Raw genomic sequence first — 26,192 nt, forward strand, 5'->3', positions numbered from 1 at the left:
TCGACCCAGTGAACTACAACGAGGGTGCGCGGCTGCTACGTGTCAGCGGCACCGTGGACGCGCAGGCCTGGGACGCGATCACCCTGACCGTCAACGGCGCCCCGGCGGTGGTGCGCCGCACCGGCGGCACCTGGGAAGCCTCGGCCATGCTGCCCGCCGAGGTTATCCCGGTGGCCGTCGGTGGCAACCCCGCCTCAAGCCAGGCTTTGGTTGTTGCGCACATCGTGACTGCCGACCGTCTTGCGGCGGGGGCCTTCGCCGAGATCTAGGCCCGGGGTTGTTGGTCGAACGTGGATGGCGGCCCGATGGCCTGCCATCCACGTCTTGCTTCGAGGTTCGATCGCGTGGCGGCCGGCGTGAGTTGGCCGTCCGACATTAATGGTTGAAGCTACAAGTAGTCGATGTATGCTGGAACGGAAGAACTGCCGATCCGCCGGGCGCCCGGGCCGCATGTTGGCGTCCGGATCCCGCAACCCAAGGAGTCGATCCCCGAATGACCACCACACTGCGCGACGTACGCTCGACCGGATGGACCGCCAGCGACGTTCCCGCCGCGGTCGTGCTCTTCCTGCACGGCTTTGGTTCGAACGAGCAGGACCTCAGCGGCCTGGCTCCCGCACTTGGCCTCGACCTTCCATGGGCCTCCCTTCGGGCGCCGCTTGAATTGGGCAACGGCGGGGCCGCCTGGTTCGAGATCACCACGCCCGGAAACCCGGATGCGGCGCCGGTCGAGGAAGCAACCGAGGCCATCTGGGCCTGGATCGAGGAAAACGTCGACCCTGCCACCCTGATCGTGCCAGTCGGCTTCTCCCAGGGCGGGCTCATGGCCAGCCAGCTGCTGCGCACCCGGCCCGAACGTGTCGTTGCCCCGGTGATTCTCGGCGGATTCGTCCTGGGCGCAACGCAGCCGGGAGACGAGACGTTGCGCGAGAACCTTCCGCCGGTGTTCTGGGGCCGTGGTTTCGAGGACCGGGTGATCGCACCGGTCGCGATCACCCGCACCGCCGAGTTCCTTCCGGTCCATTCCTCACTCATCGAGAAGGTCTACCCGGGGCTGGCGCACGGCATCAACGCCGCCGAGCTCGACGACGTGCGCGACTTCATCTCCGCCGAGATCGGCGCCAAGGTGCTGCCAGCCAGCCGGGCTGCGCTGACGCAGTAGGGGCGGCCGACCGGGAAACCGACAAAGGCAGAGTGTGGGGATCGGGCTTCATCCCGATCCCCACACTTGGTCGGAGGCTACTTTTCGACCTTCGCGACGGGATCCGGTCGCCATGTGTCGATCGCGCTTGGCCACCTGCGGGCCTCAGCGCTCCGAAAAACCGCTTGATCTAGCGCGCGAGGAACTCCAATAGAATCGAGTTCACCTCGTCTGCGTGCGTCCACAACAACCCGTGTGGTGCTCCCTCGATCTCGAGGTACTCGGCCGCGGGCAAGAGAGCCGCAAAGCGGCGCGCCGTATTGTCGATGGGCAGGATGCGATCGGCCGTGCCATGCACGATCAAAGCAGGCACATCGATATGGTCGATATCCGCCCTGAAATCCGTGAGCCATGTGGGTTGGGCCGCGATTGAGGCATACGCGGAAGCGCTATAAGCAAGGTTCTTGTTGGCCTCCAGCGCCTCCGGACTGAGTCGATTACCCAAGAACTCATCGGTGTTGAAGAAATTCTTGAAGAATTCAGTGAAGAAGGCGTAGCGATCCTTGGAAACTGCCTGAAGCATCGGATCAAAAACCGACTGCGGAATGCCCTCCGGGTTGTCCGAGGTCTGTAGAAGGAAAGGCTCGAGCGAGCCCAGGAAGACTGCCTTGGCGATTCGCCCCGAACCGTAGCGTGAAAGGTAGCGGGCCACCTCGCCGGTGCCCATGGAGAAACCGACCAAGACGGCATCGTTTACATCCAGCGCGTCCAGCACCGCTTTCAAGTCGGAGGCAAAGGTGTCGTAGTCGTATCCTGAGGCGACTTTTGAACTCTTGCCGAAGCCGCGCCGGTCGTAAGTGATGACACGGTAGCCGGCTTCCAAGAGTGCGACGGTTTGTTTTTCCCAGGATGAGCCGTCCAACGGATATCCATGGATGAGAACGACGGGCACTCCGCTGCTCTGGTCCTCGTAGTAGAGATCGATCGGTGCATGATTCTCGGTGCCAACAGTGAGTGTGGCCATGACGGTGCTCCTCCCGGGGTGGCCGGAATAATCGTTCCGGCTCGCGTGACCCACCCTAGGGAATAGGCAGCAGGCGTGCAAGGGATCGGGGAGCCAGAACGAATGCCGCGGAGAATCGATGGAACTGGCCATGTACATGCTTCGGGCTTGAGGTGTGGTGCCACGAAAAAGTGCATTCGTCGCACCACGCCACTTTACGACTGCCACTCACAATAGGAACTGCGGAGTCCGATACGTAAGGACAGCAGCTACTTCTCGACCTTCGCGATCGGATCCGGATCCCCGATGTGCCCCGCGGCGTTGGCGTCCAGGACGCGCTGGACGAAGGCCGCGTACTCGCGCATGTAGTGGGTGAGGAAATCGGCGGTCGACTCGTCCTTGACGGTGCCGTCTTCCCCGAAGATCGAGGGCTTGAAGTTGATGTAGGCCTCGGGGGAGTTCAGCTGCGGTGCGTCCAGGAAGCTGAGCACGCTGCGCATGGAGGACTGCATGACCGCGGTGCCGATGGCTCCGACGGATGCCCCGATGATGCCGGTGGGTTTGCGGGCGAAGGAGTTGGTGCCCCACGGACGGGAGCCCCAGTCGATGGCGTTCTTCAGCGCTCCGGGAATGGAGCGGTTGTATTCGGGGGAGATGAAGAGCAGGCCGTCGGCCTCGGCGATCGACTTCTTGAGGGCCAGGCCCGCGGGCGGGAAGTCGGCGTCGTAGTCGTAGCTGTACAACGGGAGGTCCTTGATGGGGATCTCGGTGAAGGCGAGGCATTCGGGCGCCAGCTTGATCAGCGCCTTGGACAGGATGCGGTTGATGGAGCCGGTGGCCAGGGACCCGACGAAGTAGCCGATGTTGTAGGTAGACATGGGGCTAGTCCAGCACTCGGGAACACTGCCGTCCAGAGGATTTGGCTGCTTATTTGGTGAACGTCTTGTGGGTTTTCTCCCTGATCCCGGTTGTCCCAAATCAGGTTCTGGATCCGCTGCAGCCGCGTCTCGGGTTCGTCGCCGGGGATGCCGATGCTTGCCGGTGAAATAGCGCGGTGGATTTGGCCCCCCGCCCCCGTCCGCCAAAGATGTTCGGTTTTTGTCCTCGCAGTTCACCCTGTCGGCATCGCGGACATGTCGAGGCCGTGCCCACCGATTATCTGAAACGGTGGGCACGGCCTTCCCAGCGAGCCCCTAGCCGGCCAGCACGCGGGGCGTGCGGCGCTGAATGCTGGCGGCGAAAAGCATCGAAACCAGGGCTCCCACGCAGGCCACGGTCAACATGGCCGTGAATCCGCCCGTGGCCTCGATGAGGATTCCACCGAGGAGCGGGCCAACCGCAAAACCGGTGCCGATCATCAGGTTGGTGGTGTTCATTAGCTGGCCGCTGGCATCCAGGTCGGAGATCGAGGACAGCAGGTACGGGAGGATGAACGTCCACGTGAATTTGAAGAGGATCGCTGCCAGAGCGAACTGGACGGCACCGGTGAGCCCGACCAGCATGGCGACGGACGCGGCGAGCCCGACATAGCCAAGGACCAGGAAAAGCGCCCGCTTGGGGTGGTCTCCCAGGAATGTCGCGAGCATGGACGAAGCGATTCCGGGCACGGTGGCCAGGGCGAGGATCAGGCTGGTGGTGCTCAGGCTTATATTCGCGCCGCCGGCGATTTGCGCCATGAAGGACCAGACCCCGCTGAGTGAGATGTAGAAGAGTATGACCGCCGCCAGTCCAAGCCCGGCCTTGAGTTTCGGCACGCGCACGGCCCGGGCGGATGCCGATCCCGGATCGGCGGCCTTGGAACCGGCGCGAAGCGCGTTTCCGTCGATGCGTCCGGAGAACAGCAGGCAGCAGAGTGCCAAGCCTGCCATGGACCAGTAGACGGCGGAAACATTGGCGTTGGCGAACACCGCGGGGAACACCGCCAGGATGATGGCTCCCATGACCAGCTGTGCGGTGACGAACAACCCGTAGGCTCGGCTCGGGTTGGCGGTCTTGCTGCTCAAGGTCAGGATGATGACGGTGATGGAGCCCGCGGCCAGGGACGTGACGATGCGGCTGGCCACCAGCAGCCCGTAGCTGTCGACGAAGCCGGAGGCCACGTTTCCTGCCACTGCAATCAGCGTGAACACCCGGGTGGCGGTGACAAGGTTGACCCGACGCAGCCAGAGGTACGCGGGCACGGTGGCCAGGCTGAACGCGCCCAGTTCCAGGGAAAGCAATCCACCGACTTCCGTGGAGCTCAGGCCGAACTGGTTCACCAGCTTTGCGGCGATGATCGGGGCAATGAGCAGGGTCATGTAAAGCACGGCGCTGTAGACGGCGATATAGGTGTAGGTTCCTCGATCGGTCGCCGATTTTAGGCGCGAGGTAGCCAGGGAGGTAGTCATGTGGCCTCTTTCAAGAGGGCGGCGGGGTGCCGCGAAGGGGTGGACGCCCGCCGTCCCGTTGGGGCGGCGGGCGTGCGGTGGGAGGGAACTAGCGGGTGGGGACCGCGCGGTCGGCCGCGCGGTCGTAGACCTTGCCGCCGGCGAACCAGGTTTGGGTTGCGGTGATGGCCGGGAGTTGCGCCGTGTCCACGGTGTACGGGTCGGCGGAAAGCACCACGAAGTCCGCGGACTTGCCGACCTCAAGTGAGCCGGTCAGCTCCGCGACACCCATGGCCTCGGCGCAATTGATCGTGTAGACACGGATCGCCTCATCCAGGGTGATGGCCTGTTCGGCCCAGAGCGTGCCGGGGAACTGCCCCGTGGGATCCTGGCGGGTGATCAATCCGTAGATTCCTTCCCAGACGTTCGGCGAAACGCTCACCGGCCAGTCCGAACCGCCGGCGATGCGCGCGCCGGCATCAAGCAGCGACTTGTTCGGCTGCATCCTTGAGGCGCGCTCGGGTGGAAGCACGGTGGTCATGGCCTCGGCGATCACGCCGGGGAACCACAGTGAGGGAGAAATGTCGGCGGTGACATCAAGTTCCGCAAAGCGGGGGATGTCGTCCGGGTGCACGAACTGCCCGTGGGCAATGTGGTACTTCGGACCCTCAAAGCCCGCCTCTCGCACCTTCTGAACGGTATCAAGGACCAGCCGCACGGCGGCATCGCCGGTGCAGTGGATCTTGGCCGAGATTCCCCGCTCGGCGGTGCCCATGAGCCAGCCTTCCAGGTCGGAGGCGTCCATGGTGGTGTGGCCGCGGTGGCATTCGGGGAACCCGACACCGTCCAGGTACGGCTCGATGAATGCGCCGGTGCCTGCCGGCGGGACCCCATCGAGGAAGATCTTGATGAAGTCCGGGCGGTGGTGTTCGGAACGGGTGGATTCGCGTTCAGAGATGATCCCCTCACCCAGGGGTTGGGTGCCAAAAATGAAGTCGTTGGCCTGCATGCTGGTGACAACCCATGCCCGAAGATCGCCTTGGTCATCCAATTCCTTCAAGGCCTGCATCAGCTGCAAGGACGTCGCGGCGTCCTGGAACCCCGTGATGCCGTAGGAGTGAAGGATTTTGATGCCGTGTGCCGCGGCCCGCGACAAGTCTGCGGTGCTCGTCGGATGCAGGCGTTCACGGGCTTGCTCAACCAGCACCCCGCCGGCCTCCAGCAGCACGCCCGTGGCTTTGCCGTTGGCATCGCGGAAGATCTGTCCGCCCTCGGGATCCGCGGTCGCGTCATCGATCCCCGCCAACTGCATGGCCCTGGAATTGGCCCAGCGGTTGTGTTTGGAGTCATCCTTGATGAGTGCCGGCCGTCCACCGCTTGCTTCGTCGAAGCGGGCCAGCGCCTCGGCGGAGTTCAATTCCTGAAGGAGGCCCGAGCCCCAGCTGCCGCCCACGATCCACTCGTCGGGTCCCAGCTCCGCGGCCCAGCGGGCGAGTGCCGTGAGCAGCTCATCGAGCCCGAGGGTCGGCACCGCGTTAAGTTCGAACAGGTCCATCTGTCCGGCGAGCATGTGGTGGTTGTGCACGTCCATCAGGCCCGGAAGGACCGCTGCCCCTTGGAGGTCGAGCACCTCGGTAGCTGTCCCTGCCAGCGCCTGGGCTTCGGCGCCGACGGCGATGATTTTTCCGTCGACAATGGCCAACGCGGAAACGTGGGGAAGATGCGTGTCGAGTGTGTGAATGATTCCGTTGATGAGAACCAATTCCGGCTGATTGTTCAAGAAACTTCGACCTCTCAAGTGGGAATGCGAGAAAAGGAGTGACCCACCGTAATCGCGGGTGCGCGCTTCATCACGAGTGACTTGATTCCATCTTTGCGCCTGACATGCCATCTGGCTTGGCTTTGCATGCCCGTACTTTGTTTAATCGCGCTTCGTTGGCGGGTGGGGGATTCACCTTCTGGAAAGAAGTGCCGCAGAGGCCGGGTTGGTGCCGGTTGGGTAGTCCGGCGGGGTGTTCCCGCACCTGAAAATCGTTGTCACGCGTGGGTTCAAGTCACCGGCGTTCAAGGCACGATCCTCTAAAACAACGGCCAGCAATAGGGCCAATTTCTGTGGCTGATGGCGCTAGGCTGAACCCGTCAGCCGGTCGGAACACCATCGCCGGCCCCGCAGAAAGGATTCCCCGTGTCCGAACAGCAGGTCGATGCGAAAGACCGTCAACCATTGGTGCCCGGCCTCATCGGGATGTCGGTGCACACGGATTGCGTGTACCTGCAGGAGATTAACCGGGCTAATCCGTTGAACTCCGTGGAGCCGCAAGTCAGCAGTGTCAGGATGGTCCTGCAGGCCATCGACTTCGGCCAACTGATCGACGACCTCAAGACCGGCCGCCGGGTTGCGGCCGAGGCCTCGATCCGGCAGGCGCTGTCCGCGGTCCAGCGGGCTGGGGCCGACTTCCTGGTGGTCACCGCGAACACCGTCAGCGCGATGCTTGGGGACCTGGCCGACGCGGTGTCGGTGCCGGTTTTGGACATCACCAAGGCGGTCTTCGCCGCGGCGCGGGAACAGGGACTGTCCCGGCTGGGTCTGCTCAGCACCTCGCAAACCGCACGGTCGGGCATCTACCAGGACGGGGCTGCGGCGTATGGCTGCTCGGTCATCACGCCGCCGGCCGGGATTGCCGAGGCCGTCGACGAGGCCATCTTCCAGCGCCTGATCCGCGGCATCTGCATCGAGCAGGACGTGACAACCATCCTGGATGCGGTGTCGTGGTTCAAGAGCCAGGGCGCGGATTCGGTGATCCTTGGGTGCACCGATCTGACGCTGCTGGCCGAGCAGTTCACGTTGTCCCCGTTGCCGCTGCTGGACAGCACGCTGCTCCACGCCAGAGCGGCCCACTACGTGGCGACCACCGGCGACCTGGAGCGTTACTGCGTGCGGTATCCGGCGGGCGCATAGCCTTCCGGAGCTGACGCGTTCACGGTCCGGCGGGGTAACTATTCGTCGTCGTACTCTCCGCTGAAACCGGGCTCGGGGTCTTCGATGGCCTCGACGCCGACCAGCCACCGGATGATAACCGTGCGCATGGCCGCGTCCTTGAACGCGAACCAGGCCTCGCGTTCGTCGGGGAAGGATCCGAGGATGTCCTTGAAGTGCCGGAAGGGGTGGCTGCGGATCAGCGTCTGTTCGAGCGCCGCGCGGGCCGGGCCCTCGGGCAGCGAAACCGTGAAGGCCTCCATGTGTCGGTAGGACTCGTAGGATTCGATGCGTTCGATCGGGGCGTAGTTGCCCTCCTCGATGTCCTCCATGGACAGGTCTTCCTCGAAGCCGGGAATCACGACATCGCCAGTGTCCAGGCTTAGGTAAAACTGGGCACCCATGGAACCGTCGTCCTGCATGGCCCAACCGATCCGTTCCAGATCGAGGTCTTCAAGTTTCAGCATGGTGTTTCCTTGCCGCGGGTCGGTGCAGTGTCTCTACCAGCCTTGCGCGTGGGTGGTGATCGCGCAAGGCTGGTAGAGATAGCGGTCCTTGTCCTAGTGTGCGGCGGCGGCAACCCGCAGCGGCGTTTCCGGTTCGGCACCCCGCAGGACGGCAATGGCGTTGCGGGCCGGCAGGGCAATGTATTCGCGCAGCGAAGCGTCGCTGCGGTAGGCGGTGTGCGGGGTGACGATGGCCGAGGGGTGGGCCACCAACGGGTGGTCTGCCGGGGCGGGTTCCTGGGCCAGCACGTCCAGCATGGCCCCGGCCAACTTCCCGGAATCCAGGGCGGCGAGCAGCGCGGTTTCGTCGACCAGTCCGCCGCGGGAAACGTTCACCAGGTAGGAGCCGTCGGGCATGGCCGCCAGCGCCGTGGCGTCGATCAGGTTTTCGGTGTTCGGGGTCAGCGGGGTGTGCAGGCTCAACACATTCGAGGTGGCAATCAATTCGTCCAGCCCGACCTGGCGCACGGTGGCGGGCCAGAACTCCGCCGGGGTGAAGGGATCGTACGCAATGATCTCCTTGAACGCCGGGGCGGCGAGCTCGGCCAGGTACTGCGCGATGCGTCCGAACCCGACCAGGCCCAACACCAGGTTGCTCGGGCGCGGCGGAACCGGGAGCCCGGTGCCGGTCCAGTCCCCGGCCCGGGTGAGCGCCTGGGAGCGGGGGATCTGCCGGATCAGCGCGAGCATCCCGGCGAACGCGTGGGTTGCCACGTCCTGGGTGGCCGCCGACGGGACGGTGCACACGGTGATGCCGGCGTCGGCCGCGGCGCGGACGTCGACCATGTCGAAGCCCGCGGACATGGTGGCGACGACCTTGAGCTCGGGCAGTTCGGCGATCATTCCGGCATCCAGGGAGGCGTAGCCCAGGATGATGCCGGAGCAGCCGCGGGCCGCGGCGAGGATTTCCGAGCGGTCCCGGGAGTTCAGGTACTCGGCCTGAATGCCGGCCGCGGAGAGCAGGTCCAGGGCAATGGTGTGGTCGAGGTCGGCGGCGTCGGTGATCAAGACCTGAGGCTTGGAAAGCGGTGTGGCTGACACGGAAAACTCCTGTTCGGGGAAGACGGTGGTGGCGGATATGCCGGTGGGGCTGCGGGAAAGCAGAAGTGCTTCCCCGCAACCCCACCGGTTTGTTGCCGCTTGGATATGCGCGGTTAGTTGAGCGGTGCTTGGTTGAACAGCGCCATCGGCACGTGGATGAGCTGGACGCCGCCGGCGGCAAGTGCCGCACGGATGGCCGGGGCCAGTTCGTCGGCGTCGGCCAGCTTGGTGCCGTTGCCGCCGAATGCCGTGGCGAGCGCCGCCCAGTCCGGCTGCACCAGGTCCACGCCGACCGGGGTGATGGCGCGGTCCAGCTCGTTCTGCTTGATCTCGCCGTAGCCGCCGTTGTCCGCGCAGACCACCACGAGGTCGAGGCGCTGCTCCACGGCGGTCGCAAGTTCCTGGATGGCGAACATCAGGGCGCCGTCGCCGATCACGCAGACCACCGGGCGCTCCGGGGCACCGATGCGGGCACCGATGGAGGCCGGCAGGCCGTAGCCGAGCGTCGCGTAGGCCGGGGTGTAGAGCAGCGAGTGCGGGGTGTCCTGCGGGACGAAGCTGGCCGTGCCCAGGTAGGTGGCCTGCGAGGAGTCCCCGCCGATGATGGTGTTGGCCGGAACGGCGATGGCGACCTGCTCGGCCAGCGCGGCGAAGGCGGGGGAGAGCGCGCGTGCGTCGTCGCGCATCCGGTCGCGCAATGCCGCCAGGTCCGGGGCGGCGGGTGCCCGGTGGTCGCCCAGCGCGGCGATCAGCTGCGGAACGACCGCCGCGCTGTCGCCGACCAGGCCGATGCCGGCGGCCAGGTTCTTGTTCAGCTGGGTCTCGAGGATGTCCACGCGCACCACGGTGCCGGTGGGCTTGAGCTCGTTGAACCAGAGCTCCGCCTCGCCGACCTTGGAGCCGAGCACCAGCAGGACGTCGGCCTGCTCGCAGAACTTCTGCGCGACGTCGAGGCGGATGTCAGAGCCCAGCGAGAGCGGGTGCGATTCGGGGATCGAGCCCTTGCCGTTCAGCGTCGTGACGACCGGGGCCTGCAGGGCCTCGGCCAGGGCCAGGACGTCGGATCCGGCGCGCAGCGAACCGCCGCCGGCCAGGATGACCGGGCGGGTGGCGGTGCGCAACGCCGCGGCGGCCCGGGCGATGGCCTCCGGGTTGGCCGCCTGCGGGGTGCGCGGGGCGACGGCTTCCAGCAGCTGGGCCGGGGCGTCCGAGGGGCCCTCGAGGATGTTCAGCGGGATCTCGATGTGGATGGGGCGCGGGCGGGAGTAGCGGAACAGTTCGAACGCGTCGTGGACGGCCTGGACCGCCTCGGCGCCCGAGTGCACGCGGCGGGACCACTCGACGATCGCGCCCACGGCGCCGGTGGCGTCCTTGGTCTCGTGCAGCGACCCGATGTCCGCGAACTCCTCGCCCACCGGCACACCGGGGGAAAGGATGATCAGCGGGCGGGATTCGCAGTAGGCGGTGCCCGCGGCGGAGAGCGCGTTGAGCAGGCCCGGGCCGGAGGTCGTGATGACCACGCCCGGCAGGCCCGTCTGCTGGGCCCAGCCGTCGGCACCGTAGCCGGCGCCCTGCTCGTGGCGGGAGGTGACCGGGCGGATGCCCAGCGGGGCCAGGTGGCGGTAGAACTCCAGGTTGTGGGTTCCGGGGATGCCGAAGATGGTGTCGATGCCGTAGTTGCGCAGCACCGTCATCACGTCCAAGCCGGCGTTGTTGGCCACGACGCCCTCGGGCAGCTCGATGGTGGCGGCGGTTTCCTGGTTAGACATGTGCCGGCTCCTGGGGTGCGTTGGTGTTTACGGTGTCGCGGTCGGTATTTCGATCGACAGTGCGGTCCGCGGTGAAGTGGCAGATGCCGTCCACCCAGGTTTCCAGGACGCGGATCCCGGCGATCTCGCCGGCCTCCACGGCCAGCGGGTCGACGGCCAGCACGGCGAAGTCCGCGCGCTTGCCGGCAACCAGCGAGCCCAGGTCGTCCTCGCGGCCCAGCGCGTGGGCGGCGTTGATGGTGTGGGCTGCAAGTGCCTGCTTGGCGGTGATGCGCAGGTTGTCGCTGCCCAGCTTGTGGCCCTGGCGGGTCACGCGGGTCGCGGCGGCCTGGATGGCCTCCAGCGGCAGCGGCTCGGCCACCGGTGCGTCGGAGGAGATGGTCACCCTCACGCCCGCGGCAATGAATTCGCCCAGCGGGTTGAAGCGCTCGCCGGGGGTGCCGATCGCTTCGGTGACGCCCTCGCCCCAGTTGTAGTAGTGCTGCGGCTGGTTGACCGGGTGGATGCCGGCCGCGGCCATGCGGTCGATCTGTTCCAGGGTCGGCAGGCCGCAGTGCTCGATCCGGTGGCGTGCGTCGGCGTCCGGGCGCTCGGCCTGGGCGGCCTCGATGGCGGAGATGACCATCTCCAGCGCGGTGGGGGACTGCGCGTGGGTGGCGGTCTGCAGGCCCAGGCGGTGGGCCTTGGCGATCAGTTCGGTGTACGCGGCGGGCTCGTGGTAGAGCTGGCCGGTGCGGCAGGGGTCGCCCACGTAGCCGTCGGGGAAGTAGGCGGTCCAGCCGCCCAGGGTGCCGTCGGCGTAGAACTTGAAGCCGGCGAAGCTCAGCTGCGCGTTGCCGAACGCCCCGTGCATGCCCATGTCGGCGGCCTCGTCCAAAAGGTGCGAGAGCAGGTACATGTTCACGCGGATCTTGAGCTGGTTGGCCTCGGCCATGCGCAGGTACATGTCGAACTCGCGGCGGGAGACCTGGGCGTCGCCCACGGTGGTGACGCCGCCGGCCAGGAAGCCCTCCTGGGCGATCTGCAGCTGGCGCAGGTGCTCCTCGGGGGCGTCGGCCAGGTGGAAGTTGGGGCCGTGGTGCCCGATCTTCACGCCCTCGAGGCCCGTGAGGATGTTGCAGGCCGCATCGGAGAGCTCGCCGGTGAGTTCGCCGTCGGCGTCGCGGAAGAACTCGCCGCCCGCCGGGTTGGGGGTGTCCTTGGTGACGCTGTGCAGCTCGAAGGTGTGGTTGTTGACGACGCCGCCGTGGCCCGACGCGTTCATCAGGTAGACCTCGCGGTCGGAGGCGACCTCGTCGAGTTCAGCGACCGTGGGGTGGCGCTGTTCGATGAGGTTGCTCTGCTCGTAGCCGTAGCCGCGCACCGGCAGGCCGTTGGGGGTCTGCTCCGCGCGTTCCTTCAGCAGCGCCACGATCTCCGGGATGCTCTTGGCCTTGTCCGGCCCGCAATCGACCCAGGTCTTCAGCTGCCCGTACATCAGTGGGTGGGCGTGGGCGTCGATGAAGCCCGGGACCAGGGTGGCGTCCCCGAAGTCCTGCACACGAGGGTCCGGCAGGCCCAGTGCGGCGCCGGCGGCGCGGCACTCGGCCTCGGAACCGACGGCCAGCAGGTATCCGTCATGCAGCAGCATGGCGGTGGCGGAGGGGTTTTTCGTGTCCATGGTGTGGATGTTGGACGCCGTGACCAACTGCGGGACGAAGGTGCGTGCCGGGGCGGCGAAGGTCTGCAGTTTTCTCATTTGGAGGCCTCGATCGGGTCGTTCATGGTGTTAGCTGGTGCGGCTTCGTAGGTCGGTTCCTCGTCGCGGTGCTGCGGGGCGATGGCCAGGCAGAAGATGCTCAGTGCGCCCATGGCCAGGAAGAGGATGAGGACCGGCCAGATGTTTCCGGTTGCCGCGTAGAGCAGGGTGGCCGCGAGCGGGGAGATGCCGCCCCAGAAGGCTGCGGCAACGCCGTTGGACAGCGAGATGCTGGTGTAGCGGGCCTGCGGCGGGAAGAGCTGGGACATGATCGCTGCCATCGGGGCGTAGGTTGCCGTCATGACCAGGCGCATGGCGCAGAAGGCCACGAAGATCAGCCATTCCGGTCCGGTGGACATGACCAGGAACTGCGGGATCACCAGGATCATGGAGCCGAGCAGGCCGATGAACATGACGCGCTTGCGGCCCCATTTGTCGCCCAGCCAGGCAACGCCCAGGGTCGCCACGAGTTCAATGAACGCGGCAGTTGCCAGGGCGTTCAGGATCAGGGTTTCGTCCAGGCCCACCGACGGATCGGTGCCGTAGGCGGTGGCGAAGGTGGTGGTCAGCTGGTAGCCGCCGGTGGACAACGGCAGCAGGCCGACGCCGATCAGCAGCGCCTTCCAGTTGCCGACGATTGCCGTCTTCAGCGGAAGGGACTGAACGGCGCCCTCGACCTTTGCCTCGAAGACCGGGGATTCCTCGACGCGGTTGCGGACCCAGAAGCCCACCAGGATCAGCACGAAGGAGATCAGGAACGGGATGCGCCAGCCGCCGTTGAGCAGGAAGTCGTCGCCCTGGGAGCTCAGGGCGCTGAACATCAGTGTCGCGAGCAGGGCGCCGGCGGGGTTGCCCAGCTGGGCGAAGCCGCCGTAGAAGGACTTGTGCTTTTCAGGTGCGTGTTCCACGGCCATCAGGACCGCGCCGCCCCATTCGCCGCCGACGGCCAGGCCCTGCAGCGCGCGCAGGACGATGAGCAGCGTCGGTGCCCAGACGCCGATGCTGGCGTAGGTGGGCAGCAGGCCCACCAGGGCGGTGGAAATTCCCATGACCAGCAGGGTGATGACCAGCGACGGGCGGCGACCGAACTTGTCGCCGATGTGCCCGAAGATGATGCCACCCAGCGGGCGGACCACGAAGCCCACGGCGTAGGTCGCGAAGGCCGCGGCAATGCCGACCGCCCGGTCTGCCTCGGGGAAGAACAACGGGCCGAAGACCAACGCCGCCGCCGTTGCGTAGATGTAGAAGTCGTACCACTCGATGGCGGTGCCGACGAAGGCTGCCATCCCGGCACGCCTTGCACGGGCGTGACTGAATTCTTTCACTGCGGCCCTATTTTGTTCCATGGGAGATTCCACCTTTTCCGGCTCTAGCCAGAACTTGTTTGTGATTTGGACAACTGTAGCCACGGATGAGCGTGACGGCAAACACAATAAATACGTAGTTTGTACGGTAATCTTCACTATTGTTTGGATCTTTCGATGTTTGTGCGCAAGAGAAAAACGAATCACGCAGTCAACAGCAGTTTTTGTACCAGAGTCGAAACAAACCTGAGATATAGAAGGTGCCATGAAAGACCCACAAAACTTCGACACGGCGATCATCAGGGCCCTGCAGGTCGATGGGCGCGCCAGCTTCCTTGACATTGCCAGGGACCTTGGTGCGCCCCGGGCGACGATCGCCACCCGGGTGCAGCAGCTGCTGGATTCGGGGACCGTACGGGTGATCGCGGCGGTGGACCCGTCGTTCCTGGGGCAGCGGGTGATCGCCCACGTGTCGGTCGTGGCGGAGGGGCCGGTCCGGGCCATTGCCGACGGCCTGGTCCGGGACTCGGACACCGTGCTGGTCTCGGCGGTGGGCGGCGCCCACGACCTGATCGCCGAGGTCCGGGTGACCAGCCACGAGGAGCTGCACCGGACCCTGGCGAACGTGCGCCGGCTGCCGGGCGTGGCAAAGATCGACACCCTGGTCTACACCTCGGTGCTCAAGGGTTTCTTCATCTCCAAGTACACCGGGGACGCGGCGATCGATCCCACGGACACCCGGCTGATCGCGCTGCTGCAGGCCGACGGCAGGGCCAGCTACCGGCGCCTGGCCGCGGAGGTGGGCCTCTCGGCCACCGCGGTGCGGGTGCGGGTGCAAAGGCTGCTGGATTTGCGCATCATCAAGATCAGCGCGGTGGAGGCGCGCGGCGCGCACGGGCGGCAGCTCTCCATGGGGGTCGGGCTGAACCTCAACGGCGGCCACGGCGAGGTGCTCGAACAGCTGCGGAACTCGAAGGACGTCGAGTTTGCCGCCGAGACCGTGGGCAGGTTCGACGCCGTGGCGACGCTGGTGGGCAGGTCGCCGGCCGCGCTGCTTGATTCGCTCGAGGAGCTGCGGGCGCTGCCGGGGATCAAGCGCACGGCATCGTGGTCGCACCTGGAAGTGCTCAAGGAAGACTACGCCAGACGGGTCTGACCTGTCGGGCAGGGAAGCGCATGAGGGCGGGGCGGAGAGCGGCGAATGATTCGCCGGCGGGTGTCGTCGAAGGTCCGGTTTGGCGAACCCCGCTCGATGATCCTGGCTCACGCGCCCGTGGCCCGCTGATTTCCCGCGTGGGATAGGTTTGGAGGGACAAATCCGGAGTCCCGCGGCGGGCGGTGCAAACGTTTTAACTGAGGATGGCCTTCTTGATGATTCACCGTGACTATGTGGGAACGGCGCTGGAAATCGTCTCACTGGCACTGGACTCCTTGGAGGCCGAAAAGCGCGCGGCGCGAACCGCGGCCGCCGGCTGGACGGGGCTGCTGGGCCAGCTCGACCAGGCGCTGGGGAGTCAAGCGCAGCCCGCGGCCATCGTTGACCTTTCCACACAATTGCGTGATCACTTGTCGTTTTCCGCTGATCCCGGGCCATCGACGGAGCAGGAAGCACGGACCCGTCGGCTGCAGGAAATCCACCGAATCTGGGAGAACGGCACGGCATTCGCCGAAGCGGACGTGCAGCGGGCGTTGGCAACCTGCGAAGATTTCCTGGCCGAACTGGACCTGGATTATTCGGCGGGCCAAGTGGCAGAGCTGGTTCAATCTTTCGCCGCGGGTGACCAGCCTCCGGCTTCCGGCCGCGTGCTGAGCGGACGATCCATTCTGGTCGACATCGCCCATAGTGGAAAAATCACCTATGCCTCCGCGCACACGCATGCCCGCATCATCGAACGGGTGGTGCTCGACAACCACGGCGAGGAGGCGCGCCAGGTCTTGGTGACGGCCGTGGTGATGAGCGGCAACCTGGCGGTCTCCGCGGTGGCCGAGCGCCGCATGGAATTGCCGACGGGCAAGACGACCCTCCACGACCTGGACGTGGCGCTGGACCCGGCGGCCTTCGCCCTGATCGACTCCCGCCGCCCGGGAAAACTCATCGTCCGGGTGGCCGAGAATGCGAAGCTCCTGGCCGAGAAGTCCGCCGACGTCGACCTGCTGCCCGCAAGCCATTGGCCGGGCGCGGGCAGCCAAGCCACCGCCGAGCTGCTGGCCGCGTTTGTGCAGCCGCAGCATCCCCGGCTCGCCGAACTGCTCTCCGAAGCCGGCGACCTGTTCAGCATGCGCGCCGGCGGGGAGAACGCCGACGTCCGACTGGGCGGCGCCGAGCGGGTGGACCAGTCCGTCGAGGCCCTCTTCGAGGTGCTGTGCACGCGCGGCATCCGCCTGGGCAACCCGCGGGCGAACTGGGATCTGGCCGAGGCCGGCGGGCAGTACATCCGCGGCGCGGAGGAGGTGCTGACCGAACGCTTCGGCACCGCCTTGGACACCACGCTGCTCATGGCGGCGCTGCTCGAGCGAGTGGGCATCAACTCGGTGATTTGGCTTGCCGGCGGGCACGCATTCCTTGCGTACTGGCGTATCCCCGACGGGGGACTGCCCAGCAGCAGCCTCGATGTCGAGGGCGCCCGCGCGTTGGTGAACCTTGTGGGTGCCGACCACCTGCGCATCGTGGAAACCACAGCCATCACCATCGACCGACGAATGTCCATCGTCGAGGCCTCCGACGCGACGAAGCGCGAGTTCGCCCAAAGCCCCGTTGACGAGGGACCCGATGCAACCGGGAAGCTGGCCTACGCCATCGACATCCGGCAGGCGCGCCGCAGCGGAATCAACCCGTTGCCGGCCCGGGGATTCACGGAGACGGGCAAGCCCACAGTGGTTGAGTACCGTGCGGCGCAGTCGGACACCCTTGAGCGCTTTTTCAGGGAGAAATCCGAGCGCCGGCAACAGGCCCCGGCCGCCACGGGCCAGACGGCACCGCCGCGCATCACTGCCTGGAAGAACGGGCTGCTGGATCTTTCCCTGCGCAACCGCCTGCTGAATTTCACGGACCGCTCCCGCCTCACGCTGGCGGTCCCCGACAGCGTGGTCGACGGCCTCGAAGACCTGGTCAACAACGGCAGGGCCATCGAGTTGCTGCCCGACGACGAGATCGGCGCATTGGACAAAGAGCGGTACAAAACCGGGCCGTTGTTGCCCGTCGAGCGCCGGATCGAACTGCTGCTTTCCCGGGGAAAGGCGTACACCCGACTGGACTCGGCCACCTATCTCTCCAAGCTGCGCAGGATGGCCGGCGCGGCGAAGCGGATCGTTGACGAGAACGGCGCCAACAACCTCTATCTGGCCCTGGGTTCGCTGAACTGGTCCATGGACGGTCGGGCCCTGCGTTCCCCGCTGTTCCTGGTCCCCGTCCATTTGCGACCCGCGGGGCGCGGAAAGCACTTCCGCATCGAGATGGATGAGACGGGGACCTCCACCCCGAACTATTGCCTGAGCGAAAAGCTGCACGAGCAATTCGGGCTGCGCATTCCGGGGTTCGAGGACCCGGTCCGCGACGAATCGGGCATCGACATCGAGGTGGCGCTGGGCGCATTGCGCGATGCACTCTTGGCGGCGGACCTCCCGTTCCACGTGGAGGGAAGCGCCGACCTGGCGATCCTGCAATTCGCGAAGTTCCGCATGTGGAAGGACCTGGACGACAACTGGGAAACCTTCATGTCTTCGCCGCTGGTCAGGCACCTGGTTGAATCCCCGACCAACGAATTCACCGACCCCGCCGGCCCCAATTCCGCGGAGGAAGCTGTCGACCTGGATCGGCTGGCAGCCGACTGCCCGGTGCCCGCCGACGCGTCCCAGCTTGAGGCCGTCGCCGCCGCGCGGGCAGGGCGCACGTTTGTGCTCGAGGGCCCGCCGGGCACGGGCAAGTCGCAGACGATCACCAACCTGCTGGCGCACGCCATGGCCACGGGGCAGCGGGTGCTTTTCGTGGCGGAAAAACGTGCAGCGCTGGAAGTGGTGAGCAGGCGCCTCAACGAGGTGGGCCTGGGCGAATTCGCGCTCGACCTCCATGACAAGGGCTCGTCCCCGAATGCCGTGCGCGCGCAGATCAAGGCGTCCCTGGACCACCTGGTCTTCGCCGACGAGGCCGGGATGTCGCTGGCCGAAAACGACCTGGCCGCCTCCACCCGCAGGCTGGCCGGCTATGCGCGGGACCTCCACGACGAGGGCCCGTCGGGCTACTCGGCCTACGGCGCCCGGAACGTCGCCCTGTCGATGGATCCGGGCATTCCTGCGCTGCCTGTCACCGAGGCATTCGCCGCGCGGGCAAGCGACGCGGAAGCGGGTGCGGTGCGCGAGGCGCTCGGCAGGCTGCCCGAAACCGCGGAACCCGCGCGCCCGCGGAAGGACCATCCGTGGGGATTCCTCGGCGGTCCGCTCGACGCTCAGGCACAGGCGGCACTGCGTGCAGCGGCGGATGGCCTGGCGTTGGCATGGTCCGGAGCCACGCACATCCATGCCGAGGCCGGGGTGGCCGCCTGGTTGGAGAGCGCTGCGGAACCGGAAGACCTGCGCCATCTCGCGGAGCTGCTGGAGGGACGGGTGCCCGCCGCGGTGCTCGACGCTGCTTCGACGCCGGAATGGCAGGCAACCAGCGGAGAACTGCTGTCCGAGGCCACGGCCCTGGTGCAGCGCATGGACTGGCTGCCCACCGTTGTCGACCCGTCGGTGCTGGAGAACGATCTCGCTCCGGCGCACCAGGCCGCCAGGGTCGCCGACGAATTCGGGTTCCTGGGCTTCGGCCGCAAGAAGCGGCGGCTGCGGGTCATCGCCGAGCACTTCGGCGGGGGCTGGAGGGGCGCCGAGGCCGACGCGAGGAAACTCGTGACCATCATCGGAGAACTGATCGAAGCGCGGGCGCAACGTACTCGCATCGCCACGGGGCTGGGCTCGCTTTCGGGAATCAACCTGCCCGGGCAGTGGAATCCGTTCACGGACGGCGACATCCAAAGCGTTGCGGAACAGTGCGACACGTTGCTGGACCTTGCGCGGATGCTGCCCAAGGTCGGGGATCCGGGCCGGGATGATTCCCACACCCGTTCGCTGCGCAAGATCCTCAAGGGGGCCCTCGAACAGGACCCGACGGCCGCAAAGGCGCTTGCCGGCGAGCTTCGCGGGATTGCCGGACGTTGGGAAGGACTCCTGGCAGTGATGCCCGAAGAACTCCGCACACACTCGGCATGGCCGGGCGACGAGGGCTTCCTGGGTGCGTTCCAACGCACCGTCGACGAGCGCGGCACCGGGCGGACGGCCCAGCGCGGACTGGAACGCTGGGCCGGGTTCGTCGATACCCTGGAAATCCTGAAGGCAAGCGGGCTGGAGGATGCCTGGTCGCTGCTGGCCACCGGGGAATTCGCTGCGGAGGACGCGCCGCGTGGATTCATGCGCGGCATGGCGGAGGCGGCCCTTGCCGAACGGCTCGCGGCCCACGGTCTGGACGAATTCAACGCCGATACCCATACGCGCGCCGTCGAACGGTTCACCGATTCGGCCACGTCCCTGCGGGGGCACCTGGCAAAATCACTGCCCGAACTCATCACCCGGCAGCGTGCCGAGAAGCTGAAGGCGGCCGAGAAACGCATGGGCGAGCTGGCCCGGCAGCTTGAACGCCGCCGGGGCGGGTTGAGCGTGCGCCGGCTCATGGATTCCTACGGGGACCTGGTCACCACGATCCTGCCATGCGTGCTGGTCAGCCCGGACTCCGCGGCACGGTTCTTCCCGCCGCGGGCCGGTGAATTCGACATCGTGGTCTTTGACGAGGCCTCCCAGATCCGGGTGGCCGACGCGATCGGCGCCCTGGGCCGCGCCAAGTCGGCGGTGGTCGTGGGCGACAGCAAGCAGATGCCGCCGGGCTCGTTCGCGGAGGTCTCGCTGGAGCCGGACGAGGACCCGGAGTCGGAGATGCTTGTCGCCGACGAGGAGTCGATCCTGACCGAGTGCGTCATGGCCCGGGTGCAGCGGCGCTGGCTGTCGTGGCACTACCGCAGCCAGGACGAGTCGCTGATCGCCTTCAGCAACCGGCACTACTACGACGGAAAGCTCTCGTCCTTCCCGTCCCCGCGCAACGGTGCTGTTTCCAACGGTGCTGTTTCCAACGGTGCTGAGTCCAACGATGCGGCAGATGCGGGATCGGACGGGTACGGCATCTCGCTGGTACGGGTCGACGGCGCCTTCCACCGTTCCGGGCCCGCGGGCCTGCTGCGCACCAACCCGATCGAGGGGCAGCGCATCGCCGATGAGATCAAGCGGCGATTTGATGCCTCGCCGTCGGCCATTCCCTCGATCGGCGTGGTTACCTTCAACGCCCCGCAACGGGACCTGATCGAGGGGCTGCTGCGCGACCACGCGGACGAGCGCCTGGGCGCCGCGCTCGAGACGGACGCCGAGGGGCTTTTCGTGAAGAACCTGGAGAACGTGCAGGGCGACGAGCGCGACGTCATCCTGTTCTCCACCGCCTTCAGCGCCAACCGGCAGGGGAAGCTGCCGCTGAACTTCGGCCCGCTGAACAACGTCGGTGGCGAGCGTCGCCTGAACGTTGCCATCACCCGTGCCCGCCGCCAGGTCGTGGTCTTCTCCAGCTTCGACCCCGCAGACCTGCGCGCCGAGGACTCATCGGCGCTGGGCATCAAGCACCTGCGCGCCTACCTGGACCTGGCCGCCGAGGGCGCACACACACTGGGCAACGGGTCGCTCTCCGCCATCGCGCGCGACAGGCACCGTGAAGAGGTTGCGGCACGCCTGCGGGAGCGCGGCCACGTGGTGGCCACGAACGTCGGGCTGTCCGACTTCAGGATCGATGCGACGGTGGCCCGCGCCGATCGTCCGGGTGAACCGGCGATGGCCATCCTGCTGGACAACGAGTCGTGGGCCGCGCGCAAGACCGTGGGTGACCGCGACGGCCTGCCGCGGGATGTCCTGCACAACCTGCTCGGCTGGGAATCGGTCATGCGGATCTGGCTGCCCGCGTGGCTGGAGGATCCCGCTACCGTCCTGGACTCGATCGATGCCGAGCTTGAGCGGGTGTTGGAAGCGCGGGTTGCCGGGGAAACCGGGCCGGCGGCAGGGGCCTTGCCCGGAGGAAAACAGAAGCCAGCGATGCAGGCGCCGGCCGAATCGCAGGTGCGCGCCATCCGGGCCAAATCCACCGGGTTCAAGCCCTGGGCTATCCGCATGGCGGGCAAGGCCGGGGAACTCGACGAACTTAAGAGCGCCGCCGGCAAGAAGAAGGCCGCGGCGCTGCTGGCGGAAATCGTGCAGGCGGAATGGCCGATCCTGGACCGTCGGCTGGCCAGGCTTGCCATCAACGCCTACGAGCTCGGACGCGTCTCGGCAGCCCGGGAAAAGGCCATGCTGGCGGCCCTGGACAAGAAGAACTACGTCACCGATGCCGACGGATTCGTCTGGCCGACAGGGCTGGACCAAGCCGGCTGGATCGATCACCGAACCGCCTTCGCGGCGCATGACCTGAAGGCCCAGGAGATCAGCCCGCGGGAGATCGCCAACCTGATGTGTGCGCTTGTCTTCTCCGCCGAGGAATCGGGCGTGGACGAGCTCAAGCGGGCGGCGCTCGGTGTCCTGGGGTACGGGCGCATGACGGAAGCGGTTTCCCGGTGCCTGCAGCGGGGCCTTGAACTGGCGGTGCGCGAGGGACGTCTGGAGTCCGCGGCAGGGAAAATCCGTACGGCGGGGTAGCCGGAGGCAACAGCCGGAAATAATGATCAAGTAACTTGATCAAGTTGGTTGTATGATTTAACGATGACCTCTGAACGTACACCAGACCCCGAATCCGCCCGGGAATTCCTCGAGGCGCTGCAACCCCTCGCGCGGAGGATGCGGGCCGAACGCAGCCTCTCCCCGGGCAAGATGGGAATCCTGCAGCACCTGTCGCTGCACGGCCGGGCGACCAGCAAGGAGCTGGCGGCAGCGATACGGGTCAGCCCCCAGGCCATATCCCTGGCAACACCCGAGCTCGAGGAACTGGGATACATCGAACGCGTTCCCGACGCCGATGACCGCCGCAGGACCTGGATCGAGCTCGCCGAAGCGGGACGGGTCAAACTCGAGGAGGAGGTGCGGGTCGGAGAGGTCTGGATTGCCCAGGCCATCGTCGAGCGGCTGACAGCCGACGAACGCGAGATCCTCCTGGCGGCCATCCCGGTCCTGAAAAAGATCGGAGTGGAGCCGCCGCGTGGCTGAAACCCGTTCCTACATGGTGCCAGCGCTGGTCTACGCGGCACTGTCCACGGCCATCGTCAGCTCGTTGGGCATGCTTCTGGTTCCCTCGATCTCCCAGGAAATGGGCGTATCCGTCAGCACCGCGCAATGGATGTTGACGCTGAACCTCCTGGCAGGTGCCATTGCCACCCCGGTGATGGGCCGGCTCAGCGACGGCCCGCACAAGAAGAAGCTCTTGCTGGTCTCGCTCACGATCATCCTCGCCGGGTCCGTCATCGCGGCCCTCGCGCCGAACTTCACGGTGTTCCTGATCGGGCGCACGCTCCAGGGCCTGACCTACGGAGTCGTCGCGGTGACGATCTCGCTGGCGCGCCGCTACGTGGCCGCCGACAAAGTCCGGGGAGCCATCTCCAGCCTCTCGGTCACGGTGGCCACCGGAATCGGCATTGGCTACCCGCTGACCGGAATCATCGCCGGTCTCACCGGATTCAGGTGGGCCTTCTGGTTCGCCGCGCTGTTCGTGCTCAGCGCCATCGTCGTGCTCATGCGCGTCATCCCTAACGGCCCCGACGAGCATGCGGCCGCGCTTCCCTTCGACACCCTGGGCGCGACGCTGCTGGCCTTCGGGCTCGGTACCCTGCTGCTGGGGATCAGCGAGGGCCCCCGCTGGGGCTGGACCTCGCCCCTGACCCTTGGGATCTTGGCGGTCGCCGTGGTGTTGCTGTCGCTGTGGATCCGGACGGAACTGCGAAGCGACCACCCCCTGATCAACCTGCGGGTGTTCGGCAACGGGGAAGTGCTGCTGGCCAACCTCACGGCCATCGGGCTCGGCGCCGCGCTGTACATCGGTCTGTCGATGGCAAGCCTCGTGGCCCAGGCGCCCGAATCCACGGAATACGGCCTGGCCCTGCCGGTGTTTTGGGCGGGCTTCGTGATGTTCCCGCTGTCCGTGGGCAGTTTTGCGGCGAACCGCCTGGTGCATCGCCTGGTCCGCAGGTTCTCCCTGGCAACGCTGCTGCCCATCGGGGCCGCGCTGATGGCCGTCGCCGGATCGCTGCTGTGGCTGGCGCACTCCCAGCTCTGGGAAATCCTGCTGGGCATGCTGGTCTTCGGGCTGGGTCTGGGCTCCGCCTATGCCGCCATGCCGGCCCTGATTGCCCGCAGCGTGGCGACCGAGGAACTGGGCAGCTCGGTGAGTTTCAACCAGGTCCTGCGCACCATCGGCAGCTCCTTTGGCACGGCCGTTTCCGGTGCCGTCATCGCGGCGCACACCTCGGCCGACCACCACGCCACCGCCGCCGGAATCAACATCACGTTCGAGATCGGCGCGGTGCTCTGCCTGCTGGTGTTCCTTGCACTGGTCGTCAACGGGTTCGCCACGCGATTCCGCTCCGCCACTTAAACGCCGGCCTGCACGGGGCCGCGAACCCGGTACAGGTGCCTTTGCGGGCTGCTGATTAGTCGACGGAGCGTTCGAACGGGGTCTTTTCGCCGGCCTCGATGGCCACCGCCAGACGGTTCTCCGCGGGCGGCAGCGGGCAGGTGGCCAGGTCTGTGAAGGCGCACGGAAGGTTCACCGCCCAGTTGAAATCCAACACGACGATTCCGTCCTCGCCGGGAACGTCCACGACAAGTGAGCGGTTTGCCGCATAGGTGGTCTTTCCCGACGTTGCGTCGGTGAACAGGATGTTCAGTGTTCCCTCGGTGTGGCCGTTGAAGGCGGTGAGTGTGTGGGTTTCCCCGTCGAGCTCGAACACCACTTCTCCGGGCGACTCATAGACGCGCTCGATGCCCTCCACCGCCGCACCGACCAGGGTCGTCCGCGGCTGGTCGAAACGACGGTAGGCGCCGGCGATGCGCCAGCGCGGGTCCGGTGTGTAGGCCGGGACGCCGTTGAATTCCTGCAGCAGCGGATTCTGCGGATTGCGCGGACGCAGAATGTATTTGCCGCCCCGCTTGGCTACCTCGATGATGGTTTCCCCGTGGCCGAGGTTGAATCCATCGCGCTCGGCGATGCTGCCCAGCCTCTGGACCCCGGAAACCGGCATGCCGTTCAGGAACAGGCTCTCGTCGGTGCCGAGGTCCACAAAGAGCCAATCGTGGGTGACCCACCATTGGCCGGGGATTCCGTCGTAGCGTGTGGGGTCGCTCGTCAGCCAGTGCAGGTCTGTAATCGCGAGGAATCCATGCGGCGCGGAGAGTCCCTGTAGTCGTTGCCGGTGCCAACGCCGCCAATCGGCAGTGAAGCCCGCCGCATCGGTCTCTTCTGTTGCAGTAGTGGCGGGTGCCGGTGCCGACATGGGTTCCTCGTTTCCGTCACGAACGGGACCGTCCAGCACTGTGGCCCTCTTCGTTGACTAGGCGTGCATGTTGCGTGGCCGCGCTAAGTGGCGTCCACCGGCTTCAATATAGGCATGGTGCGCGCAAGATTACGAGTGTTCCGAAACGCGGTGTCATTCTCCTTCGCGTGAGGTCATCCAGACGCCGTGGGTTCCCTTTGCGTCTTCTTCAGGCTGTGTCAAGACGTTTTGTGGCGACCGGAAGTTCGTGCCCGCAGCCTACGTGGCTGCGGGCACTGACATGTCCGCGGGCTGACTATGCGAGTGTGTTCGCGGTTGTCTGCACTTCGGGCCACCAGGAGGCCTGGGTCCACAGGTTCAGCGATTCCTCGAGCGCGGCGCCGAGCGTGAACACCGTGGCATCGTCATAAGTGCGGCCGACGATCTGCACGCCCGTCGGGATGCCGTTGGGGGCGAGTCCGGACGGGACGGAAAGCACCGGCACCCGGCCGATCAGGTTGAACGGCACGGTGATGTTCGCTTCGATCCACGAAAGGTGCTGCCCGTCGATCTCGATGGGCGCGGCAGGGTCCGGGAAGTCAGCAGCCAGGCCCGTAGCTGCGTTGGTCGGGCAGAGCAGCGCGTCGTAGCTTTCAAGGAGCTTGCCCAGAGGCGCGTAGATTTCGGCCTCGGAGAACAGACCCTCGGCAAAGGATCCGCTCTTGGCGGTGCTCTCGACAAAGTCGAGCGTGTAGGGCATCAGAAGCTCGCGCTGTTCGGCGGCAATTTCCGAGACAAAGGCTCCCATGATGCCTCCGAAGTGAGCCGATGCCGTCTCGACGATCTGCTTCCTGGTCCAGGGCAGCGCGACCTCGTCGACGATGACTCCCGCGTTGCGCAGGGCCTCGGCCGCGGCGCGGGTGTTGGCCTCGACCGCCGGGTCGATGGCGTAGTCGCCGAGGTTCACGCACAGGGCGACCCTCATGCCGACGGCCGCGGCCGCATTCGGCGCGCCCAACACGTAGGCCGGGCGAATCGAGGCCTGGTCGGCGCGGTGCGGTCCGGCGATCACGTTCTGCAGCATGGCCACGTCGGCGACGCTGCGGCCCATGGGGCCGTCCGCGCAGTAGGTGTCCTGGTTGAACGGGGCCATGCCCGGCACCCGGCCGAAGGGAGGCTTGAATCCGACCAAGCCGCAGAAGGAGGAAGGGATGCGAATGGATCCGCCGATGTCCGAGCCGGTGGCCAGGACGGTTGCGCCCGCGGCAAGGGCGGCACCGGAGCCGCCGGAGGAGCCGCCCGGGGTCAACGCGAGGTTCCAGGGGTTGCGGGTGACGCCCCAGAGCTTGCTATGCGTGTAGCCGGCTGAGCAGAACTCGGGGGTGGTGGTGCGTCCGTGCACCACCGCACCTGCTGCAAAGATCCGATCAACGATGGGGTGCGTTTCCTCGGCAATGTTTCCCTTCAGCGTCAGAGAACCTTCCTCGGACTTGTATCCGGCAATGGGCTGCTCTTCCTTGAGCAGCAGCGGGATTCCTTCGAGGGCGCCAAGCTGCGTGCCTGGCTTGGCGAAGCGTTCCTGTGAGGCGCGGGCAGCGTCGTAGGCCACCTCCAGCATTTCCTCGGTCAGCGCGTTGATGCTCGGTTCCACCGCTGCGGTGCGGGCCACGACCGCGTCCAGCAGTTCAACCGGTGAGAGTTCCTTGGCATCAAAAAGTTCGCGTGCCTTGGTTGCCGTGAGGTGGTGTAACTCCATTGGTGGCTCCATTCGAAAAGTGAACACTGACCTGCGGGCCGAAAGCGATCGGCCTTGGGAGGGGCGGGGAAAGAGGTCCC

At 66.4% G+C, this 26,192-nt stretch carries 17 protein-coding genes; 6 read left to right on the top strand and 11 right to left on the bottom strand.

From position 1 onward, the window contains the following. Positions 1–493: 493 nt before the first annotated feature. Positions 494–1,162 (top strand): alpha/beta hydrolase, encoded by a 669-nt coding sequence (locus ACIQLF_RS01890; RefSeq protein ID WP_400293896.1) that lies wholly within the window; start codon positions 494–496, stop codon positions 1,160–1,162. Between the two features lie 169 nt (positions 1,163–1,331). Here the strand turns inward: ACIQLF_RS01890 and ACIQLF_RS01895 are convergent, their stop codons facing one another. The 4 genes from ACIQLF_RS01895 to ACIQLF_RS01910 form a co-directional block, all read right to left on the bottom strand. Then, complete coding sequence (locus ACIQLF_RS01895) at positions 1,332–2,165, bottom strand: alpha/beta fold hydrolase (RefSeq protein WP_400293897.1); 834 nt, start codon at positions 2,163–2,165, stop codon at positions 1,332–1,334. A gap of 248 nt (positions 2,166–2,413) precedes the next feature. Further along, complete coding sequence (locus ACIQLF_RS01900; protein WP_400293898.1) at positions 2,414–3,022, bottom strand: NADPH-dependent FMN reductase; 609 nt, start codon at positions 3,020–3,022, stop codon at positions 2,414–2,416. Between the two features lie 315 nt (positions 3,023–3,337). Continuing rightward, on the bottom strand, positions 3,338–4,531 hold the full coding sequence (locus tag ACIQLF_RS01905; protein ID WP_400293899.1) for an MFS transporter: 1,194 nt from the start codon (positions 4,529–4,531) through the stop codon (positions 3,338–3,340). Between the two features lie 88 nt (positions 4,532–4,619). Further along, positions 4,620–6,290 carry an amidohydrolase gene (locus tag ACIQLF_RS01910; protein ID WP_400293900.1) on the bottom strand — a complete coding sequence of 557 codons (1,671 nt, stop codon included), beginning with the start codon at positions 6,288–6,290 and terminating at the stop codon, positions 4,620–4,622. Between the two features lie 405 nt (positions 6,291–6,695). On the opposite strand from ACIQLF_RS01910, the gene ACIQLF_RS01915 reads away from it, so the two are divergent. Next, complete coding sequence (locus ACIQLF_RS01915; protein WP_400293901.1) at positions 6,696–7,469, top strand: aspartate/glutamate racemase family protein; 774 nt, start codon at positions 6,696–6,698, stop codon at positions 7,467–7,469. Between the two features lie 38 nt (positions 7,470–7,507). Here the strand turns inward: ACIQLF_RS01915 and ACIQLF_RS01920 are convergent, their stop codons facing one another. The 5 genes from ACIQLF_RS01920 to ACIQLF_RS01940 form a co-directional block, all read right to left on the bottom strand. Beyond that, positions 7,508–7,954 carry a UPF0158 family protein gene (locus ACIQLF_RS01920; protein ID WP_400293902.1) on the bottom strand — a complete coding sequence of 149 codons (447 nt, stop codon included), beginning with the start codon at positions 7,952–7,954 and terminating at the stop codon, positions 7,508–7,510. A gap of 93 nt (positions 7,955–8,047) precedes the next feature. Next, on the bottom strand, positions 8,048–9,034 hold the full coding sequence (locus ACIQLF_RS01925; protein ID WP_400293903.1) for a C-terminal binding protein: 987 nt from the start codon (positions 9,032–9,034) through the stop codon (positions 8,048–8,050). Between the two features lie 113 nt (positions 9,035–9,147). After that, the gene (locus ACIQLF_RS01930; RefSeq protein ID WP_400293904.1) at positions 9,148–10,803 is read right to left on the bottom strand and encodes a thiamine pyrophosphate-binding protein; all 1,656 of its coding nucleotides are present in this window, start codon (positions 10,801–10,803) and stop codon (positions 9,148–9,150) included. Further along, entirely contained in the window at positions 10,796–12,541 is a 1,746-nt protein-coding gene (locus tag ACIQLF_RS01935) for an amidohydrolase (RefSeq protein WP_400293905.1), read from the bottom strand. The genes ACIQLF_RS01930 and ACIQLF_RS01935 overlap by 8 nt, the downstream gene beginning before the upstream one ends. Further along, entirely contained in the window at positions 12,538–13,827 is a 1,290-nt protein-coding gene (locus ACIQLF_RS01940; RefSeq protein ID WP_400293906.1) for an MFS transporter, read from the bottom strand. Before ACIQLF_RS01940 ends, ACIQLF_RS01935 begins: the two co-directional genes overlap by 4 nt. Before the next feature lie 283 nt (positions 13,828–14,110). Between ACIQLF_RS01940 and ACIQLF_RS01945 the strand changes: the two genes are divergently transcribed. The 4 genes from ACIQLF_RS01945 to ACIQLF_RS01960 all read left to right on the top strand — a co-directional run bounded on the left by ACIQLF_RS01945 (position 14,111) and on the right by ACIQLF_RS01960 (position 23,479). Continuing rightward, the gene (locus tag ACIQLF_RS01945) at positions 14,111–15,001 is read left to right on the top strand and encodes an Lrp/AsnC family transcriptional regulator (RefSeq protein ID WP_400293907.1); all 891 of its coding nucleotides are present in this window, start codon (positions 14,111–14,113) and stop codon (positions 14,999–15,001) included. Positions 15,002–15,216: 215 nt separating this feature from the next. Beyond that, entirely contained in the window at positions 15,217–21,594 is a 6,378-nt protein-coding gene (locus ACIQLF_RS01950; RefSeq protein WP_400295002.1) for a DUF4011 domain-containing protein, read from the top strand. 63 nt (positions 21,595–21,657) lie between these two features. Then, the gene (locus ACIQLF_RS01955; RefSeq protein WP_400293908.1) at positions 21,658–22,098 is read left to right on the top strand and encodes a MarR family winged helix-turn-helix transcriptional regulator; all 441 of its coding nucleotides are present in this window, start codon (positions 21,658–21,660) and stop codon (positions 22,096–22,098) included. Next, complete coding sequence (locus ACIQLF_RS01960) at positions 22,091–23,479, top strand: MFS transporter (protein ID WP_400293909.1); 1,389 nt, start codon at positions 22,091–22,093, stop codon at positions 23,477–23,479. The genes ACIQLF_RS01955 and ACIQLF_RS01960 overlap by 8 nt, the downstream gene beginning before the upstream one ends. Before the next feature lie 55 nt (positions 23,480–23,534). Here ACIQLF_RS01960 and ACIQLF_RS01965 read toward each other — a convergent pair whose 3' ends face one another. Beyond that, positions 23,535–24,377: a DUF1684 domain-containing protein gene (locus tag ACIQLF_RS01965; protein ID WP_400293910.1), complete on the bottom strand. Its 843-nt coding sequence runs from the start codon at positions 24,375–24,377 to the stop codon at positions 23,535–23,537. Between the two features lie 295 nt (positions 24,378–24,672). Continuing rightward, positions 24,673–26,112, bottom strand: coding sequence for an amidase (locus tag ACIQLF_RS01970; RefSeq protein ID WP_400293911.1), 1,440 nt, complete (start codon positions 26,110–26,112; stop codon positions 24,673–24,675). Between the last annotated feature and the right edge of the window lie 80 nt (positions 26,113–26,192).

It is taken from the genome of Paeniglutamicibacter sp. NPDC091659 (assembly GCF_044756805.1).
Classification (GTDB): Bacteria; Actinomycetota; Actinomycetes; order Actinomycetales; family Micrococcaceae; genus Paeniglutamicibacter.

Bases quoted from the DNA above. Each gene is read 5' to 3' on its own strand.
- ACIQLF_RS01905 (WP_400293899.1), bottom strand. From the start codon at position 4,531: ATGACTACCTCCCTGGCTACCTCGCGCCTAAAATCGGCGACCGATCGA.
- ACIQLF_RS01920 (WP_400293902.1), bottom strand. From the start codon at position 7,954: ATGCTGAAACTTGAAGACCTCGATCTGGAACGGATCGGTTGGGCCATG.
- ACIQLF_RS01940 (WP_400293906.1), bottom strand. From the start codon at position 13,827: ATGGCAGCCTTCGTCGGCACCGCCATCGAGTGGTACGACTTCTACATC.
- ACIQLF_RS01895 (WP_400293897.1), bottom strand. From the start codon at position 2,165: ATGGCCACACTCACTGTTGGCACCGAGAATCATGCACCGATCGATCTC.
- ACIQLF_RS01930 (WP_400293904.1), bottom strand. From the start codon at position 10,803: ATGTCTAACCAGGAAACCGCCGCCACCATCGAGCTGCCCGAGGGCGTC.
- ACIQLF_RS01965 (WP_400293910.1), bottom strand. From the start codon at position 24,377: ATGTCGGCACCGGCACCCGCCACTACTGCAACAGAAGAGACCGATGCG.
- ACIQLF_RS01970 (WP_400293911.1), bottom strand. From the start codon at position 26,112: ATGGAGTTACACCACCTCACGGCAACCAAGGCACGCGAACTTTTTGAT.
- ACIQLF_RS01935 (WP_400293905.1), bottom strand. From the start codon at position 12,541: ATGAGAAAACTGCAGACCTTCGCCGCCCCGGCACGCACCTTCGTCCCG.
- ACIQLF_RS01945 (WP_400293907.1), top strand. From the start codon at position 14,111: ATGAAAGACCCACAAAACTTCGACACGGCGATCATCAGGGCCCTGCAG.
- ACIQLF_RS01950 (WP_400295002.1), top strand. From the start codon at position 15,217: ATGATTCACCGTGACTATGTGGGAACGGCGCTGGAAATCGTCTCACTG.
- ACIQLF_RS01890 (WP_400293896.1), top strand. From the start codon at position 494: ATGACCACCACACTGCGCGACGTACGCTCGACCGGATGGACCGCCAGC.
- ACIQLF_RS01955 (WP_400293908.1), top strand. From the start codon at position 21,658: ATGACCTCTGAACGTACACCAGACCCCGAATCCGCCCGGGAATTCCTC.
- ACIQLF_RS01900 (WP_400293898.1), bottom strand. From the start codon at position 3,022: ATGTCTACCTACAACATCGGCTACTTCGTCGGGTCCCTGGCCACCGGC.